General features: G+C 52.1%; 15 protein-coding genes. 3 read left to right on the top strand and 12 right to left on the bottom strand.

The features are described from left to right. Positions 1-32: 32 nt before the first annotated feature. A complete protein-coding gene (locus tag AB3G37_RS11325; protein ID WP_369790753.1) occupies positions 33-2,339 on the bottom strand; it encodes an FdhF/YdeP family oxidoreductase in 2,307 nt (768 codons plus the stop codon). Positions 2,340-2,674: 335 nt separating this feature from the next. On the opposite strand from AB3G37_RS11325, the gene dacD reads away from it, so the two are divergent. Beyond that, entirely contained in the window at positions 2,675-3,844 is a 1,170-nt protein-coding gene (gene dacD, locus AB3G37_RS11330) for a serine-type D-Ala-D-Ala carboxypeptidase DacD (protein ID WP_009637150.1), read from the top strand. A 38-nt stretch (positions 3,845-3,882) separates the two neighbouring features. Here dacD and AB3G37_RS11335 read toward each other — a convergent pair whose 3' ends face one another. After that, positions 3,883-4,320, bottom strand: coding sequence for a hypothetical protein (locus tag AB3G37_RS11335; RefSeq protein ID WP_009637151.1), 438 nt, complete (start codon positions 4,318-4,320; stop codon positions 3,883-3,885). A 146-nt stretch (positions 4,321-4,466) separates the two neighbouring features. On the opposite strand from AB3G37_RS11335, the gene AB3G37_RS11340 reads away from it, so the two are divergent. Continuing rightward, positions 4,467-5,387, top strand: a complete 921-nt coding sequence (locus AB3G37_RS11340) for a LysR family transcriptional regulator (protein ID WP_369790754.1) — start codon at positions 4,467-4,469, stop codon at positions 5,385-5,387. 113 nt (positions 5,388-5,500) lie between these two features. Then, complete coding sequence (locus AB3G37_RS11345; protein WP_369790755.1) at positions 5,501-6,013, top strand: DUF2501 domain-containing protein; 513 nt, start codon at positions 5,501-5,503, stop codon at positions 6,011-6,013. Between the two features lie 54 nt (positions 6,014-6,067). On the opposite strand, the gene nth is transcribed toward AB3G37_RS11345, so the two are convergent. The 10 genes from nth to AB3G37_RS11395 all read right to left on the bottom strand — a co-directional run bounded on the left by nth (position 6,068) and on the right by AB3G37_RS11395 (position 16,455). Beyond that, positions 6,068-6,709: an endonuclease III gene (gene nth / locus AB3G37_RS11350; RefSeq protein WP_009637154.1), complete on the bottom strand. Its 642-nt coding sequence runs from the start codon at positions 6,707-6,709 to the stop codon at positions 6,068-6,070. Next, complete coding sequence (locus AB3G37_RS11355) at positions 6,709-7,401, bottom strand: electron transport complex subunit E (protein ID WP_009637155.1); 693 nt, start codon at positions 7,399-7,401, stop codon at positions 6,709-6,711. The genes nth and AB3G37_RS11355 overlap by 1 nt, the downstream gene beginning before the upstream one ends. Beyond that, positions 7,394-8,026, bottom strand: coding sequence for an electron transport complex subunit RsxG (gene rsxG / locus AB3G37_RS11360; RefSeq protein WP_369790756.1), 633 nt, complete (start codon positions 8,024-8,026; stop codon positions 7,394-7,396). The genes AB3G37_RS11355 and rsxG overlap by 8 nt, the downstream gene beginning before the upstream one ends. Positions 8,027-8,035: 9 nt before the next feature. After that, on the bottom strand, positions 8,036-9,088 hold the full coding sequence (gene rsxD / locus AB3G37_RS11365) for an electron transport complex subunit RsxD (protein WP_369790757.1): 1,053 nt from the start codon (positions 9,086-9,088) through the stop codon (positions 8,036-8,038). Then, on the bottom strand, positions 9,089-11,245 hold the full coding sequence (gene rsxC / locus AB3G37_RS11370; RefSeq protein WP_369790758.1) for an electron transport complex subunit RsxC: 2,157 nt from the start codon (positions 11,243-11,245) through the stop codon (positions 9,089-9,091). A gap of 1 nt (position 11,246) precedes the next feature. Continuing rightward, a complete protein-coding gene (gene rsxB, locus AB3G37_RS11375) occupies positions 11,247-11,810 on the bottom strand; it encodes an electron transport complex subunit RsxB (protein ID WP_009637159.1) in 564 nt (187 codons plus the stop codon). Continuing rightward, positions 11,810-12,391 (bottom strand): electron transport complex subunit RsxA, encoded by a 582-nt coding sequence (gene rsxA / locus AB3G37_RS11380; protein WP_009637161.1) that lies wholly within the window; start codon positions 12,389-12,391, stop codon positions 11,810-11,812. Before rsxA ends, rsxB begins: the two co-directional genes overlap by 1 nt. Positions 12,392-12,406: 15 nt before the next feature. Further along, the gene (locus AB3G37_RS11385; protein ID WP_009637162.1) at positions 12,407-12,847 is read right to left on the bottom strand and encodes a DUF2569 domain-containing protein; all 441 of its coding nucleotides are present in this window, start codon (positions 12,845-12,847) and stop codon (positions 12,407-12,409) included. A 364-nt stretch (positions 12,848-13,211) separates the two neighbouring features. After that, on the bottom strand, positions 13,212-14,717 hold the full coding sequence (gene araA, locus AB3G37_RS11390) for an L-arabinose isomerase (RefSeq protein WP_369790759.1): 1,506 nt from the start codon (positions 14,715-14,717) through the stop codon (positions 13,212-13,214). 58 nt (positions 14,718-14,775) lie between these two features. Continuing rightward, positions 14,776-16,455, bottom strand: coding sequence for a ribulokinase (locus AB3G37_RS11395; RefSeq protein WP_369790760.1), 1,680 nt, complete (start codon positions 16,453-16,455; stop codon positions 14,776-14,778). Positions 16,456-16,606: the final 151 nt, after the last annotated feature.

A 16,606-nucleotide genomic window follows, 5' to 3' on the forward strand; every position in this document is an offset into this window, starting at 1 on the left:
TCAGAAGTTTTAACGCGTTATTGAGATAAAATTCAGGCAATACGGCGGGTATCGACAATCGCTTCACAGCGGCGAATTGCCACAGGGATAGATTTCGAGGTTGGCGTATGAGTCTGATCGCCAAAGCTCGACAGCGGAACCAGTGGGTTGGTTTCCGGATAATAAGCCGCCAGATTACCGCGTGGAATATCGTAGCTAACCAGCTTGAAACCAGAAACTTTACGTTCGATACCGTCGCTCCACAGCGTTTCTATCTCAACCAAATCGCCGTCTTTCATGCCGAGATCGGCCAAGTCCTGAGGATGGATAAATAACACCTCACGCTGACCATAGACACCGCGATATCGGTCATCAAGGCCGTAAATAGTGGTGTTGTACTGGTCATGTGAGCGCAGCGTTTGCAGAGTAAACGGTGCGTCGTCATTTTCCATCGGGATCACCCGTTCAGGCAATGGGGCCGCGCTGAAATTAGCTTTTCTGCTTGGCGTATTAAAGCTCAGGTCCGCCGCCGCATTGCCAAGATAAAAACCGCCTTTAATATCGCAGCGTTTATTGAAATCGTTAAAGCCAGGGATGGTGGCCTCGATATGATTGCGGATCAGATTGTAATCATCCGCCAGCGCCATAAAGTCGAGATAGCGCTTGCCGAGAACGGCGTCAGCGATACCGCAGACAATAGCAGTTTCAGAACGCTGTTCTTTCGACAGAGGAATGCCTACACCCTCCGAGGCGTGCACCATGCTGAAAGAATCCTCAACGGTAATGAACTGTGAGCCGGTGGCTTGCATATCGAGCTCGGTGCGACCCAGAGTAGGCAATATCAGCGCTTCATGCCCCGGCGTCAAATGACTGCGATTAAGCTTGGTGCTGATTTGTACAGTCAGATCGCAGTTACTCAGAGCTTGCTCGGTACGTGGAGTATCCGGTGCGGCGGCGGCCAGATTGCCACCCAGTGCAATCAGTATTTTAACGTCACCGCGCAGCATGGCTTCCAACGCTTCTACGGTGTTATGACCCGGCTCGCGCGGAGGCGTAAATTTGAAATGATGCTCCAGGCTATCGAGTAGCGGCTTTGGCGCTTTCTCATCGATACCCATGGTGCGGTTGCCTTGCACGTTGCTGTGGCCACGTACCGGACACAAACCTGCGCCCGGCTTACCCAGTTGCCCAAACAGCAGTTGCAGGTTGGTAATTTCGCGCACGGTTGGCACCGAATGCTTATGCTGCGTAATGCCCATGGCCCAGGTGCAAATAACCCGTTCAGCGTTCATATAAATGGTGGCCGCTTCGCGAATTTCGAACTCACTCAGCCCAGACTGCTGGGTGATTTGTTCCCAGCTGGTCTGATCGACAATCTCCAGATACTCATCCATGCCGTGGCAGTTGGCATCAATAAATTCTTGATCAAACAGGGAAGGCTCCCCGGAAGCAATTCGTTGACGATGAGTCTGCAACAGCACTTTGACCATACCGCGCACTGCGGCCATATCGCCGCCCAGATTCGGCTGGTAGTAGGCTGAGCTGATACGACCGGCTTTCGGTGTGACGACTTCCAGCGGTTTTTGCGGATCGGCAAAACGTTCGAGACCGCGCTCACGCAGGGTATTGAAGCTCACCACTTTTGCGCCGCGATCGGCAGCGTGGCGCAGGCTGTGCAGCATGCGAGGATGGTTAGTGCCTGGATTCTGGCCAAAAACAAAAATGGCGTCGGCCTTTTCGAAATCGTCAAGACGAATGGTGCCTTTACCGATACCGATGCTTTGCTTCAGGCCAACGCCGCTGGCCTCGTGGCACATATTGGAGCAATCGGGAAAATTATTCGTGCCAAACATGCGGCCAAAGACCTGATAAAGATATGAAGCTTCATTACTTGCACGGCCAGAAGTGTAAAAATCGGCCTGATTTGGGCTTTCGAGTCCGTTTAAATGGCTGGCAATCAGTGAGAATGCTGCGTCCCAGGTAATGGGTTCGTAATGGTCGGTGGTGCGGTTATAACGCATTGGATGCGTCAGGCGGCCTTGATACTCGAGGAAATAGTCGCTTTGCTCGCGCAGGGTAGCAACGCTGTGCCGGGCAAAAAACTCGGGTTCAACGGCTTTGCGAGTGGCTTCCCAACTCACGGCTTTGGCACCGTTTTCGCAGAAACTGAAGGTGCTGTGATTATCGTCACCCCACGCACAGCCAGGGCAGTCGAAGCCGCGACCTTTGTTGACACGCAACAGGTTGCGCAGGTTGCCAAGGACTTTTTTACTGTCGAAAACGTAACGCGTGGTAGCTTCCAATGAACCCCAGCCACCAGCCGCGCCGGTATAAGGTTTAATCTCGGATTTGAATTTCATATTAGGTCTTCGCAGGTGAGTGTCTGACAATCCCATCCAGCACTAAACTTGAGATTGTTAATTTTATGTCACAATTTTATGAGCGATTTGAGAACTCGTCTAATCGAATGTTGTGATAGTGGGATAGAGCGCATCAATGATGGGCTTATTTTTAATGGGGAATTCTGAAATTGTAAGCAAATGGTTTCATTGTGAAACTTTCAGCAAAGGTCTTATTGTTTAGCTTCTCGATTATTTGATGCAACCTATGCCGCGAAAGGTACAATTCGACCTTGCCCGGCTGCCCCAATGATTCGGGTTTGGCTGACATTATAAGTGCGTTTGAGGATGATTAAGTGAAGCGTTTAGTATTGAGTATTTTGTCCGGAGTAATCTGTGTCTCTGCCAGTAATGCGTGGGCTGTTGCACCGATAGATTTTCAGGTAGTGCCACCCAGCATTGATGCTGCTTCTTTTGTTCTTATGGATTATGCTACCGGCGATGTACTGGCTTCCGGAAATCCTGACGAACGCCGCAACCCTGCGAGCCTGACTAAATTGATGACAGGATATGTCATCGACCGTGCTCTGGATCAGCACAAAATCACCATGGATGACGTGGTTACCGTTCCTCAGGAAGCCTGGGTTGCCGGTAATAAAGTCCTCGCGGGTTCTTCACTGATGTTCCTCAAACCTGGCGATCGCGTCACTGTTCGCAACCTGATTCAGGGCATTATCATCGATTCTGGTAACGATGCCTGCGTAGCGATGGCCGACTATGTTGCCGGAAGTCAGGATGCTTTCGTGGGTATCATGAACCAGTACGTGCAAAAACTCGGTTTGACCAACTCGCATTTCGAAACCGTTCACGGTCTTGATGCTCCGGGTCAGTTCACCACGTCATACGATCTAGCCAAGCTCTCGCGCGCCATTATCGGCGGAGAACCTGAGGAATATCATATGTATGACGAGAAATCCCTGACCTATGACAATATCACTCAACAGAACCGTAATGGTCTGCTGTGGGACAAAAGCCTCAACGTCGATGGTTTGAAAACCGGCCATACCGAAACTGCAGGTTTCAACATTATTGCCTCTGCGACCGAAGGCAACCGTCGTTTAATCGCGGTGGTCATGGGCGGCAAAAGCTCGAAAGGGCGTGAAGAGCAGGCGCGCAAACTACTGACCTGGGGCTTCCGCGAATTCACCAGCATGCAGGTGTTTAAAGCCGGTCAGAGCGTGTCCACCGAGAAGGTCTGGTTCGGTGATAAACCACAGATTAAAGTCGGCAGCCTTAGTGATGTTTATCTAAATATCCCTCAGGCAGACAGCGAGAAGGTTAAAGCGCAGTACGTGCTGAACAATCAACAGATTGATGCACCGCTGACCAAGGGGCAAGACGTAGGGACCATTAATATTGTCGATAACGGCAAAATCGTTAAGACAGTGCCATTGGTTGCGTTGGAAGATTTGCCAAAAGGCGGCATTGTTAGCCGCGCTATCGATTATATCAAGTTGAAGATCTAACTGATCAAAATGATAAATAACCTGTACTGAAGTGCAGGTTATTTATCTCCCTGTTGATTATCTGGCAATTTTTCCTTTTTACAGCCAAGAACCTGTAATGAGGCTACCAGGAACGGCAGCGCGGGCTTTTTCCACTCATCATTGTTCTCTATTCTAGTATTCACCTCTGCCAGAATTTGTCGGTATGATAACGGAGGGCAAACGCCATTGCCGTTATTTGAAGCTGATTGTGTCGCCGCAGCCATAAATCCAATACACAGTTCTCTTTGCGCATCGGCAGCTTTGGTTCCTACATACTCAGCACCATTAAAACATTGGCGATAAATATCTCCAATCGTTGGTGTTACGGTTGCGACTTGCTCTCCCTGAGCGGGAACGATGGTTCTGTCTAACGCATCGTCCGCTTGTGCAACCTGAAGAGAGCTAAATGAAATGAGCAATGTGCCTAATATAATATGCTTAATGTTAGTAGTCATATTCCACCACTCTCAAAAGGGGAACTTGAAAGTTAACTCTATAACGTAGTTAAGTAAAGATCGTCCTTACTGTTCAGCGATAAACTTTTCTCATTTTTCATACCTGATATACTTTCATCAATAATTCTTATGGGCCTGACGGTTTTATGGACATAAAGCAACTTCAATATCTATGTAATTTAGAAAGAGAAAAGCATTTTGGACGTGCTGCCGAAGCCAGTTTTGTCAGCCAGCCCACCTTGTCGATGCGATTAAAGAATCTTGAGAAAGAATTAGATCTTAATTTAATCAACCGCGGCAATAATTTCGAAGGTTTTACTGCCGAGGGCGTCAGAGTATTGAGCTGGGCGCGCGAGATTGTTTCTGTCTATGAAGGATTGAAGCTGGAAGTGGCTTCGCTAAAGCAGGGGCTGAGCGGGACCTTGCGCATTGGTGTGATGCCTCAGTGCAGCATTTCCCTTGCTGCGCTGCTTAAAGGTATTGGTCAGCAACATTCCGGGCTTGAATATCGCGTTTCTGAGGTCAGTGCCGACCAGCTGATTGAGGCGTTGAGCAGCCACTCAGTAGATATTGGCATTGGTTTTTTTGAGTTTTCGACGCTCAATGAATTGAAATTTCAGCTTTTCCCATTGCAAGACGGCGGCGTGGATCTGATTTATCATCCTGAACACTTCCCGCAGCTTCAAGCGTTTAGCCAGATGAGTGCGCAGCAGGTCGCCGAGCTGCCTTTGTGTCTTTCGGAACCGAGCCGCTATTTTCGGCGCTATCTCGACAATTTCTTCCGCACTAACGGTCTTGAACTGCATCCGATCCTTGAGAGTAGCTCGATTTTCCAACTGATGCAGGGCGTATTTGTTGGGCTGGGCTGTGCGCTGGTGCCTCGTGGACATTTGATTGATGACATGACCCCGGCGCTAAAACGTTGCGCTCTTGATATAGCCCCGATGAGCCGCCACGCCGCGCTGGTGGTGGCAGAAGCCGGAAGGGCGACGCCGTTGGCCCAGCACTTCTTTGGTGCCGCCAGTCAGTGGCTGGCAACGCAAAGTGTCGATTTCACAGGTCGTTGAATTTGAGCCTCATGATGCGGTCGATTCCTATTGCGCAAGCCCGGCATTCGCGACAAGCTAAATTCGATTAAGTTAAATGTTTCCCAATAAACGCAAAATGGATGGAGCAAAAGATGAAAGCATTTCATACCAGCATACTCGCCCTGGCAGCAGGTGGACTTCTCATTGCAGGGGGCGCGCAGGCGGCTAGTAATCTTCTTGGGCAGCTGTCTGACGCCGCGACTCAGCAACTCAGCGGTAACAGTGGCAGCAGCACAAGCGGCAGCGGTTATTCGATGGGGCAACTTACTTCACTGCTAAACGGTAGCAGCAGTAATTTGACCTCCAAGAGCAGCACCAATGCGGCTGGCGTACTGCAATATTGCGTACAGAATAATGTCCTGTCAGCAACCAGTGCGACATCAGTCAAAGACAAGCTGGTAAGCAAACTCGGTATCCAGGATAGTTCGACGACACAGAAAGCAGATTATCAGGACGGTATTAACGGTATTTTGCACACCGGCACGGGTCAAAACGTGGATTTAAATAGTTTAGGTGGCGGAACTGCCGGGTTATCGCAGATCAAAGAGAAGGTGAAAACCAAAGCCTGCAACGTGGTGCTTAAACAGGCGAAATCTTTCCTGTAATTTCAATTAGTCGATGTTAAAAGGGCGTACAGTGTGCGCCCTAAATTGTTTGCATTAACCTTCCGGATAAACCTTTTCTTTACTCTCGCACAAATCCTCAATAATGCAGGACCCGCAGCGCGGCTTGCGCGCGACGCAGGTATAGCGGCCGTGCAAGATAAACCAGTGATGACAGTCGAGTTTAAATTCAGTGGGAACCACTTTCAGCAGTCGATCTTCTACTTTCTCGACCGTTTCGCCGGGAGCAAAACGCGTGCGGTTACAGACGCGGAAAATGTGGGTATCGACGGCAATCGTCGGCCAGCCAAATGCCGTGTTCAAAACCACGTTTGCAGTTTTGCGCCCAACGCCAGGCAGCGCTTCAAGCGCCGCGCGGTCTTCGGGAACGATCCCTTGGTGCTGGTCGAGCAGAATACGGCAGGTTTTAATCACATTCTCGGCTTTGGAATTAAACAGGCCGATAGTCTTGATATATTCCTTAACACCGTCGACGCCGAGGTCCCAAAGGGTCTGCGGCGTATTGGCCACCGGATACAGTTTAGCGGTGGCCTTGTTGACACTGACGTCAGTGGCCTGAGCCGATAACAGCACCGCAATCAACAGCTCGAAGGGCGTGGTATAAACCAGCTCGGTTGTCGGATGGGGATTGTTTTCGCGCAAACGTTCAAGAATGCTGATGCGTTTTTCTTTGTTCATCAAGCCTTCTCGGTATTGCCTTGCGGAAGCTGATGCGCAGCACGCGCTTCGGCACGGGCTTTCATGCGCTGGTCGATCAGGTATTTTCCTGCCAATAGCATTCCCAGACCGATAAACGCCCCCGGTGGCAGCATCGCCAGCAAGAAGGGGTTATCGAGATGGATAACCTGAACGCGCAGCACTTTGGCCCACGGGCCAAGCAACAGGTCAGCACCGTTGAACAGCACGCCAGAGCCGAGAATTTCACGCATCGAACCGAGAACAAACATGGCTCCGGTGGCACCAAGGCCGGTCATCATGCCGTCAAGTGCGGCCAAATGTATCGGACTATTGGCCGCCACCGCTTCGGCACGGCCCACCACAATGCAGTTGGTGACAATAAGCGGAATGAAAATCCCCAGCGCTTCGTACAGGGCAAAAGCGTAAGCGTTGATCAGCATCTGCACGGTACTGACTACCGAGGCGATAATCAGCACGTAAATCGGGATGCGGATCTCGTTGGGTACCCAGCGACGGAACGCCGAGATCATCGCGTTGGTGCAGGTCAGCACCATGGTGGTTGCCAGACCCAGACCCAGGGCGTTGGTTGCCGTCGAGGTGACCGCCAGCAAAGGGCAGAGGCCGAGTAATTGAACCAGGGCGGAGTTGTTTTTCCACAGCCCGTTAACGATTAATGTTTTTGCTTCACTCATCACGTGCTCCACAAGGGGTGAGGTGGGAAAGCTGCGCAGGCACAGTTTCGATAAACAGTGCGGTGCGTTTTACAGAGCGGACCACGGCCCGAGGTGTAATAGTCGCACCGGTAAATTGGTCAAACATGCCGCCATCTTTTTTAACCGCCCAGCGAGTATCGTTGGCACCGTTAATGGTTTGATTGGCGAAGCTTTTGATCCAGTCGGAAATTCGCACTTCAATTTTGTCACCGAGGCCCGGCGTTTCATGCTGTTCCAGTACGCGCGTACCGTATACCTTGCCATGGAAATCGGCGGCAACCAATAGCTGAATCGCCCCTGAGTAGCCGTCTGGCGCGGTGGTTTCAACCACTGCCGCCACCGGCTGGCCATTTTTTCGCGCCAGATACATGCGATGCGGTGTCTCGGTGCCCAGCGATTCATTGGTGACGTTGTAACACTCTTGCTGCATGATGTTGTCATACACGCTAGCGGGAATAACCTGATCAAACAGCGACTTTTGCGAAAGCATTGCCTGATGGGCAATCGTCGGCTTGGTCAACAGATTCACCAAGGCAGTCATACCGGTCATGAGCACGCCAAAAAAAGCCAGCGTCAGTCCATAGCGGCGCATTGTTGCAAACATACTCATTCCTTAACGATGTCCGTAAACGCGTGGCTGGGTGTAATGGTCAATCAATGGGACCGTGATATTCGCCAGCAGTACGGCAAAAGCCACGCCATCAGGATAACCACCGTAAGCGCGGATCAGCCAAACCAGCAGGCCAATAAGTGCGCCAAAGATAAGGCGGCCTTTCGGCGTAGTGGACGCGGTAACCGGGTCAGTGGCAATAAAGAACGCGCCAAGCATTGTTGCACCCGAGAACAGGCCAATCAGCGGCGGCGAGTAACTTCCCGGCGCGAGCCACCATGCCAGCGTGCCGCAGAAGGTCATCATGACCAGCATGCTCACCGGGATGTGCCAGCTGATAATACGTCGCCACATCAGATAAAGGCCCCCGACCAGGAAGCTGAGATTAACCCACTGCCAGCCCAAACCGGCAAGCACACCGCTGAACATCGGCCCGTCGAGTACTTGTCTGGCGGTATGACCCGCGCGTAAACCCGTTTTAAAGCCGTCAAGCGGGGTGGCTTGAGTGATGCCGTCCACATTTTGTTGCAGCTGGTAGGCAGTCATATTTTGCGAATCGTGACCGCCAAAAATGGTCATCAGTGTATCGGTAAAGCCGATGTGATGCGCCTGCAAGGCATCCGGCGGCAGCCAGGTAGTCATCTGCACCGGGAAAGAAATCAGCAGCACGACATAACCCACCATGGCTGGGTTGAAAGGGTTCTGACCCAGACCGCCATAAAGCTGTTTGGCAATGATAATGGCAAAAATCATACCGATTACTATCATCCACCACGGAGCCAGCGGTGGCAGGCTGACGCCCAGCAGGACTGCCGTGAGCAGGGCGGTATTATCGCCGAGACGTTTGGCAACCGGCATTTTTCGCAGCTGTAACACCGCACCTTCGGCGAGCAAGGAAATGATTATCGCCAAAGCAATCTGCACCAATGTGCCATAACCAAAATACCAGACTTGGGCTGCTATTCCTGGAATACAGGCCAACACAACCATCAGCATAATCGAGCTGGTGCTCTGCCGATTGTGGGTAAAAGGAGAACTCGCGATTCTAAAAGCCATTTATTCCTCGTTCGACATTTCGCTCGACAACGTGTGAGCTTGAGCGGCTTTACGGGCCTTAACGCGGGCAATCGCTGCTGCAACCGCAGCTTTGCGTGGATCGCCTTCTGATTGTGATACTTCTTTTTCTTTCGCAGCCTGCGGTGACGGTGTCACTGATTGCTGGTCTTTAACCTCTGGCTCGGGGCTTGCAACGCGGGCTGCTGCTGGCTTGGCAGGAGTTTCACCTTCACCCGCGGCTTTCTTGGCCTTTGCGCGGGCAATGGCGGCAGCCACGGCGGCTTTGCGTTTATCTTCAGGCGCTTCTGGCGCAGCTTCTTCGCTGGCGACAGGCGTTGCAGTTTTAACGTCTGGCTTGGCAGGATTTTCACCTTCACCCGCAGCTTCGGCCTTAACTTCACCTTCACCCGCGGCTTTCTTGGCTTTTGCGCGGGCAATGGCGGCAGCGACGGCGGCTTTTCTGCTGTCACCCTCAATTGGCATGTCGGCTAAGGTGCTAATCGGCTCATTTGATACCGGTACGGCTTCAACATCAGCCACCACGGCAGCTTTTTTAGCCTTGGCGCGCGCAATTGCCGCGGCCAGAGCCGCCTGACGCGGATCGACTGCCGCTTCGGCCTCTTGCGGCTGTTCAGCCTTGGCTGCTGCACTAACGCGAGGATTAAGCGCAGCGGTCTCTTCATCGCTGAGTTTAACCGCAGATTTACTGTGTTTCTCTTCACGCGCCAGCTTTTCACGTTCCATACGCAACTGTTTAGCTTCGAAACGAGCTTTGGCTTCCGTGGCGCGGGTTGCCTCAAGATCTATCGCGCGGATCTCGGCTTTTTCCTGACGATAATATTGCACCAGCGGAATATTGCTTGGGCAAACATAGGCGCAGGCACCACATTCGATACAGTCGAACAGGTTATGATTACGGGCCTTTTCGTGTTCCTGACCACGACTAAACCAGTATAACTGCTGCGGTAACAGACCCGCCGGGCAAGCGTCGGCGCACAGGCTGCAGCGAATGCAGGCTTCTTCCGGCTCGGGTTCGCCCATCTCGCTGACCGAAGGTGCCAGCAGGCAGTTGCTGATTTTTACGACAGGGACATCTAGAGACGGCAGGGTAAAGCCCATCAGCGGGCCGCCCATGATCACCATCTTTTGCTGATTCTGCGGCTGAAACTCGCCTTCACGCATCAGGTACGCAACAGGCGTGCCTAATCTTGCCCACACGTTACCTGGCTTTTTAACGGCTTCGCCGGTTAACGTCACCACGCGTTCGATCAGTGGTTCGGCATCGATAATCGCGCGCTTGATGGCAAATATTGTGCCGACGTTTTGCATCAGCACGCCAATAGCCGAAGAGTGTTTACCTTTTGGCACTTCGCGACCGGTAAGGATGCGAGTTAGCTGCTTGGCACCGCCGGAAGGATACTTGGTCGGCACGACGCGCAGCTCAATTTTCACGCCCGGATGATTTTCGTTTTTAATGGCTTTTTTCAGCGCGGCGATGGCTTGCGGTTTGTTGTCTTCAATGCCGATCATGACCTGCTCAGGATGCAGCATGTGGCAGAGAATACGCGTGCCTTGCAAAATTTCAGCCGCGTGCTCTTGCATCAGGCGGTCATCGGCGGTGATGTACGGCTCACACTCGGCGGCGTTGAGGATAAGAATCTTGGTGTGATCCAGACTCCCTTGAATTTTGCTGGCAGTCGGGAAACCTGCACCACCCAAACCGGCAATACCAGCCTGATGAATCAGCTGGTTAAGAGCATCTGCGTCAAGCTGGGTATAATCTTCAACCCACTGGCGTTCACACCAGCGGTCTTCACCGTCGGCGTCAATAATCACACACAGCTCTTTCAAACCTGAAGGATGCGCGGTGATGTGCGGCTCGATGGCGCTTATCACGCCTGAAGTTGGCGCGTGAACGGGCACAGTGCGGCCGCGCCCGGTGGTCAGCGGCTGACCTTTTGCAACCCGATCACCGGATTTAACGCACAGCTCGCCTTCAGGGCCAAGATGCTGCTGTAAAGGAATAATAAAGCGCTCAGGAAGCGGCATCCGGCGCAGAGGCACCAGGCTCGACTGAGTCTTCATTTCAGGAGGATGAATGCCTCCGTCGAAGTCCCAAATCTTCTCTTTCTTGAGCGTAGCAAACAGATTGAACATGTTACTCCGCATGAATAATTTGCACAGGAATGGTGTTCATGTCCCATTTCCAGTTCGCGGTGGTGGTTTTAATCGGCAGCATTTCAATGCAGTCGGTTGGGCAGGGCGCGACGCACAGGTCACAGCCGGTACACAGGTCAGTAACCACGGTATGCACCGCGCGCGTTGCGCCAACGATGGCATCGACCGGACAGGCCTGAATACATTTGGTACAACCGATACAGTTGCTCTCATCGATGTAGGCAATGCGACGCACCGGCACGACTTCAACTTCTTCGCCCATCGGCTGCGGCTCGACGTTGAGCAGCGTGGCCAGCTTGAGCATCACTGCTTCACCGCCGGGTACGCATTTGTTGATCTTGTCGCCGTTGGCCACTGCCTCGGCATAAGGTTTACAGCCGGGATAGCCGCACTGTGCACACTGGCTTTGCGGCAGGATATCGTCAATCTGATCAATAACTGGATTCCCCTCGACCGCAAAACGGCGCGAGGCGTAGCCCAGCAGTAAACCGAACACCAGCGCCATCGCGCTGAGTGCAGCAATAGCAACCCACAATTCAAACATTAGAATTTCACCAGCCCGGTAAAGCCCATAAAGGCCAGAGACATCAGACCGGCGGTCACCAACGCAATGGAGGAACCACGGAACGGTGCGGGCACATTGGCGACAACCAGGCGTTCACGAATGGCGGCAAACAACACCATGACCAGTGAAAAACCGAGCGAAGCCGAGAAGCCATAAAGCGCGGACTGCATAAAGTTCAGCTGTTGGTTAATGTTCAGCAGCGCCACGCCCAATACGGCACAGTTGGTGGTGATAAGCGGCAAAAAGATGCCAAGCAGGCGATAAAGTGACGGGCTGGTTTTACGCACTACCATCTCGGTGAACTGCACCACCACGGCTATCACCAATATAAATGCCATGGTACGCAGATACACCAGGCCCAGCGGCATCAGGACAAAGGTGTTCACAATCCACGAGCAAATATTGGACAGCGTAATGACGAAGGTAGTGGCTAATCCCATGCCAATAGCAGATTCCAGTTTTTTGGATACGCCCATAAAGGGGCAAAGCCCAAGAAACTTGACCAAAACAAAATTGTTTACCAGTACGGTACCAATAAACAGTAAGAGGTATGAAGTCATGATGTTGGTGCCTAACTATTGTGTAAAAGTCTCTTTAACTCGACGAGAACGCTTAAAATAAGGCACCAAAAGTGCCGTTGCCAAGAGATGCGATAAAAGATTGCGTACCGCTAAATTGTCGGTAACTGGTGAAAATGCAAAGGCTTTAACCGCCAGCAACACTGTCACTAATAACCAGACAATATAAAGTTTGGGCAGCATGTTAACTCGACGACAAAATTGCCACAGCACGACCAGGGTAAAAACGCCCATCGCCAAAGTGGTGGCTACCGAAAAATACCACTGCAAGGTGAATGCCTGAGAATTGGTGATGAGGTAATGACGCGATTCCGGTTCAAAAATAGCCATGGAAAACAGCATCAACGTTAGAAATACACTCACCAAATTGACGATCAGGTACGCCAACGGGGCCAGTAGCCAGCCGCCAATTCGCTGATAGCCAGAAGTTACAGACATAAAAAACCTTATTTTAATCAAGTTGATGACAATCCATAAACGCTCAAGCGGGCATAGACCCAGTGATCGTAAACAGATTTAGACCTTCAAGGCGCGATAGCTTAACGCGTGAAAGGATTCGTCGCTATCGTGATCATGTGATTGCGGTGCAACAGCGTAAAAAATATCACTTTTTGTAAAAAAATCAGCAAAGGTGCTGGTTAGTTAGTCAATTAGCGGGCAGAAGGTTGTTTAGGCAGAAGATTGTTATGAGCAAAGGGCCTGCTGAATGGAAAACGCGTGAGGATAAATCTCTGATTGGCGTTTCCCCCACTTTTTTTAGCGGGGGAAACGTGTGATAAAAGCAACGATACAGATCAAACAGTTAGCTCGCGCACAGCTTGTAATAAACTTCATTCCAGCGCAGCTGATTTTTGAAGTCGGCAAGCGTGGTCTGGTTATCTATTACCACTAGCTCAATGTTGTGCAGCTCAGCGTAAAGGCGCAGGTAATCGATGTCCAGGGCCTGAGAGAACACGGTGTGGTGCGCGCCGCCGCCGAGGATCCAGGCTTCTGCAGCCGTAGCCAGTGAAGGCTGAGTTTTCCAGATGGCGCGGGCGACCGGCAGTTTCGGCAAGGGTTTCGGCTGCTCGATAGTATCGACAAGATTCACCATCATGCGGAAGCGATCGCCCATATCGATAACCGTAACGTTGACCGCCGGGCCAGCAGGGGTTGAAAAAATCAGCCGCGCCGGGTCGGCCTTGCCGCCTATGCCGAGGAATTGCGCATCGAGAATCGGCTTCTGATCGTTGGCGATACTCGGGCAGACTTCCAGCATGTGAGAGCCAACCACCAGATCGTTGCCTTGCTCAAAGTTATAGGTGTAGTCCTCCATAAAAGAGGTGCCGCCATGGAGTCCGCTGGCCATGACTTTTAAAATGCGCAGCAGTGCCGAGGTTTTCCAGTCGCCTTCACCGCCAAACCCATAGCCTTTTTGCATTAAACGTTGTACTGCCAGACCCGGCAACTGCTTGATGCCATAAAGATTTTCAAAGTTTGTGGTAAAGGCTTTGAAACCGCCTTGCTCCAGAAAGCGAGTCATGCCGAGCTCAATGCGCGCGGCGTCAATCAGGTTTTCACGTTTATCGCCGTGCATTTTTACCGCATCGGTCAGTTGATAGCTGGACTCGTATTCTTCTATTAATGTATCAACATCGCCACGGCTGACTTCGTCTATCACACTTGCGAGATCGCCCACGCCAAAGGCGCTGACGGTGTAGCCGAATTTCATTTGTGCCGCGACTTTATCCCCTTCGGTGACCGCTACCTGGCGCATATTATCGCCGAAGCGCGCCACTTTTAGCTGCTGGCTTTCATTTTTGGCCGCCGCCACGCGCATCCACTGGGCAATGCGGCGATGACTTTCTTTATCTTCCCAATGACCGGTAACCACCGAGTGCTGCTGGCGCATGCGAGCGCCGATAAAGCCGAATTCACGGCCACCGTGTGCGGTCTGATTGAGATTCATAAAGTCCATGTCCATGGTATCCCAGGGAATGGTGGCGTTGAACTGGGTATGAAACTGCATCAGCGGTTTATGCAGAATACTCAGTCCGGCAATCCACATTTTGGCCGGTGAGAAGGTGTGTAGCCAAGTGATAATGCCAATACAGTCCTTGTGATAGTTAGCTTCGCGGCACACGGTGGTTATTTCATCGGGCGTGGTGGCCAGCGGTTTCAACACCAGCCTGACCGGCAGTCCGGCAGAATTATTCAGTCCGTTGACGACGTTTTCTGCGTTTTCTTTCACCTGACGCAGCGTTTGCTCGCCATAAAGATGCTGACTGCCGATAACAAACCAGACTTCTAGTGGTTTAAATACGTCCATTTCTCTACTCCTGCACGATTAGCGATAAGCGCCTGGCCAGATGAGACCAGCGCGAAATTCAAGAAACCTCAGCAATGCCAAATAAAGGTTCTGATGCCTGGCACCATTGCTGGTAGCGTTCATAAAGTCGCTGGAACTGTTCGGCGCGCTGCGGGTCCGGCAACAGGGTTTTTTCAATATGGCAGGCCATCGATTGCTGGGCTTGTGGAATGGTGGCAAATTCACCGGCGGCGCAGGCAGCAAAAATTGCCGCGCCCAGCGCACAGCACTGATCCGACGCAACAATCTGCAGCGGGCGGTTCATCACGTCGGCACAGACCTGCATGATGACCGGCGATTTACGCGCGATACCGCCGAGGGTCAGCACATTTTCGACCGGAATATCTTGCTGCTCAAAACATTCCATAATTGCGCGAGCACCAAAGGCGGTAGCCGCGATAAATCCGCCAAACAGCTCCGGCGCACGGGTACCAAGATTGATGTCTGTAATCACGCCTTTCAGTCGCTGGTTGGCAAATGGCGTGCGGCGACCGTTAAACCAGTCAAGCACCAGCGGCAGGCTGTCGATATTGGGTTCCTTGGCCCAGGCGACGGTAAGGTCTGAAAGCAGCGATTTTTTCATCGCGCCGAGTTGCGGTTTTAGCTCGGGATGATTCAGGCTGAGTTGCTCCAATGGCCAGCTCAACAGTTGGCTAAACCAGGCATACATATCGCCAAAAGCCGACTGACCGGCCTCCATACCCACCATTTCGGGCACTACGCTGCCGTCAACCTGACCGCAAATTCCGGCGATCGCGCGGTCACCGACGCGTTCTTTGTCTGCAATCAGAATGTCGCAGGTCGAGGTGCCAATCACCTTAACCAGCGTATACGGCTGGGCTCCAGCGCCGACCGCGCCCATATGACAGTCGAACGCACCGCCAGAAATTACCACTTTGCTGGATAATCCTAGCCGCTCGGCCCATTCCTGACTCAGCAGGCCTACCGGTTTCTCGGCGGTTTGTGTGTCGCGAAACAGCGGGTAAGGCAGATTTTCAATCAGGCACGGGTCCAGTGCCGCGAAGAAATCACGGGGAGGGAAGCCGCCCCAGGAAGGGTGCCAGAGCATTTTATGACCGGTGCTGCAACGCCCGCGCGCGATGGCGTCTGGTGCGGTAGTGCCGGAAAGCAGGGCGGGCACCCAGTCACACAGCTCAACCCATGAAGCCGCCGCGGCTCGCACCGCGCTGTCTTCCCGCGTGACGTGGAGGATCTTGGCCCAGAACCATTCCGAAGAATAAACGCCGCCAATGTATTTGCTGTAATCAGGAAAATCCCCACTGCGACACAGGCGGTTAATTTCTTCGGCTTCGTTAATGGCGGTGTGGTCTTTCCATAGAACAAACATCGCGTTGGGGTTATCGGCAAATTCGGGGCGCAACGCCAGCACCTGGCCCTGACTATCAATCGGTGCCGGGGTAGAACCCGTCGAGTCAACACCGATACCGATAATTCTGGCACTCTGTTCTGGCCCTAATCTGTGCACCAAATTTTGAATTGCACTTTCCATTGCTTCTATATAGTCGAGTGGGTGATGGCGAAAGCGATTTTTAGCCGCGTTACAGTACTGGCCCTGCTGCCAGCGCGGATAATAAACCACATCAGTATCAATCTCTTTGCCGCTATGGCAGTCCACGGCCAGCACTCGGACCGAGTCGCTACCAAAATCCAGACCAAGAGCAATCGCGCCTTGCGCCATGGTTTTCTCCCCTGAAGTTAACTGAATGAGCCAGCGATGCGGCGTGGCTTACTTTTACTGTTGGTAACTCTTGCTGCTGATAACTCAACCATAGGAGCAGTGGCGTTAATTCTGTGAGGAGGCATTTGCTGGAAGTATGTACTTTTCTGCT

Source organism: Rouxiella sp. WC2420, from assembly GCF_041200025.1.
In the GTDB taxonomy this organism is placed as follows: Bacteria; Pseudomonadota; Gammaproteobacteria; order Enterobacterales; family Enterobacteriaceae; genus Rouxiella.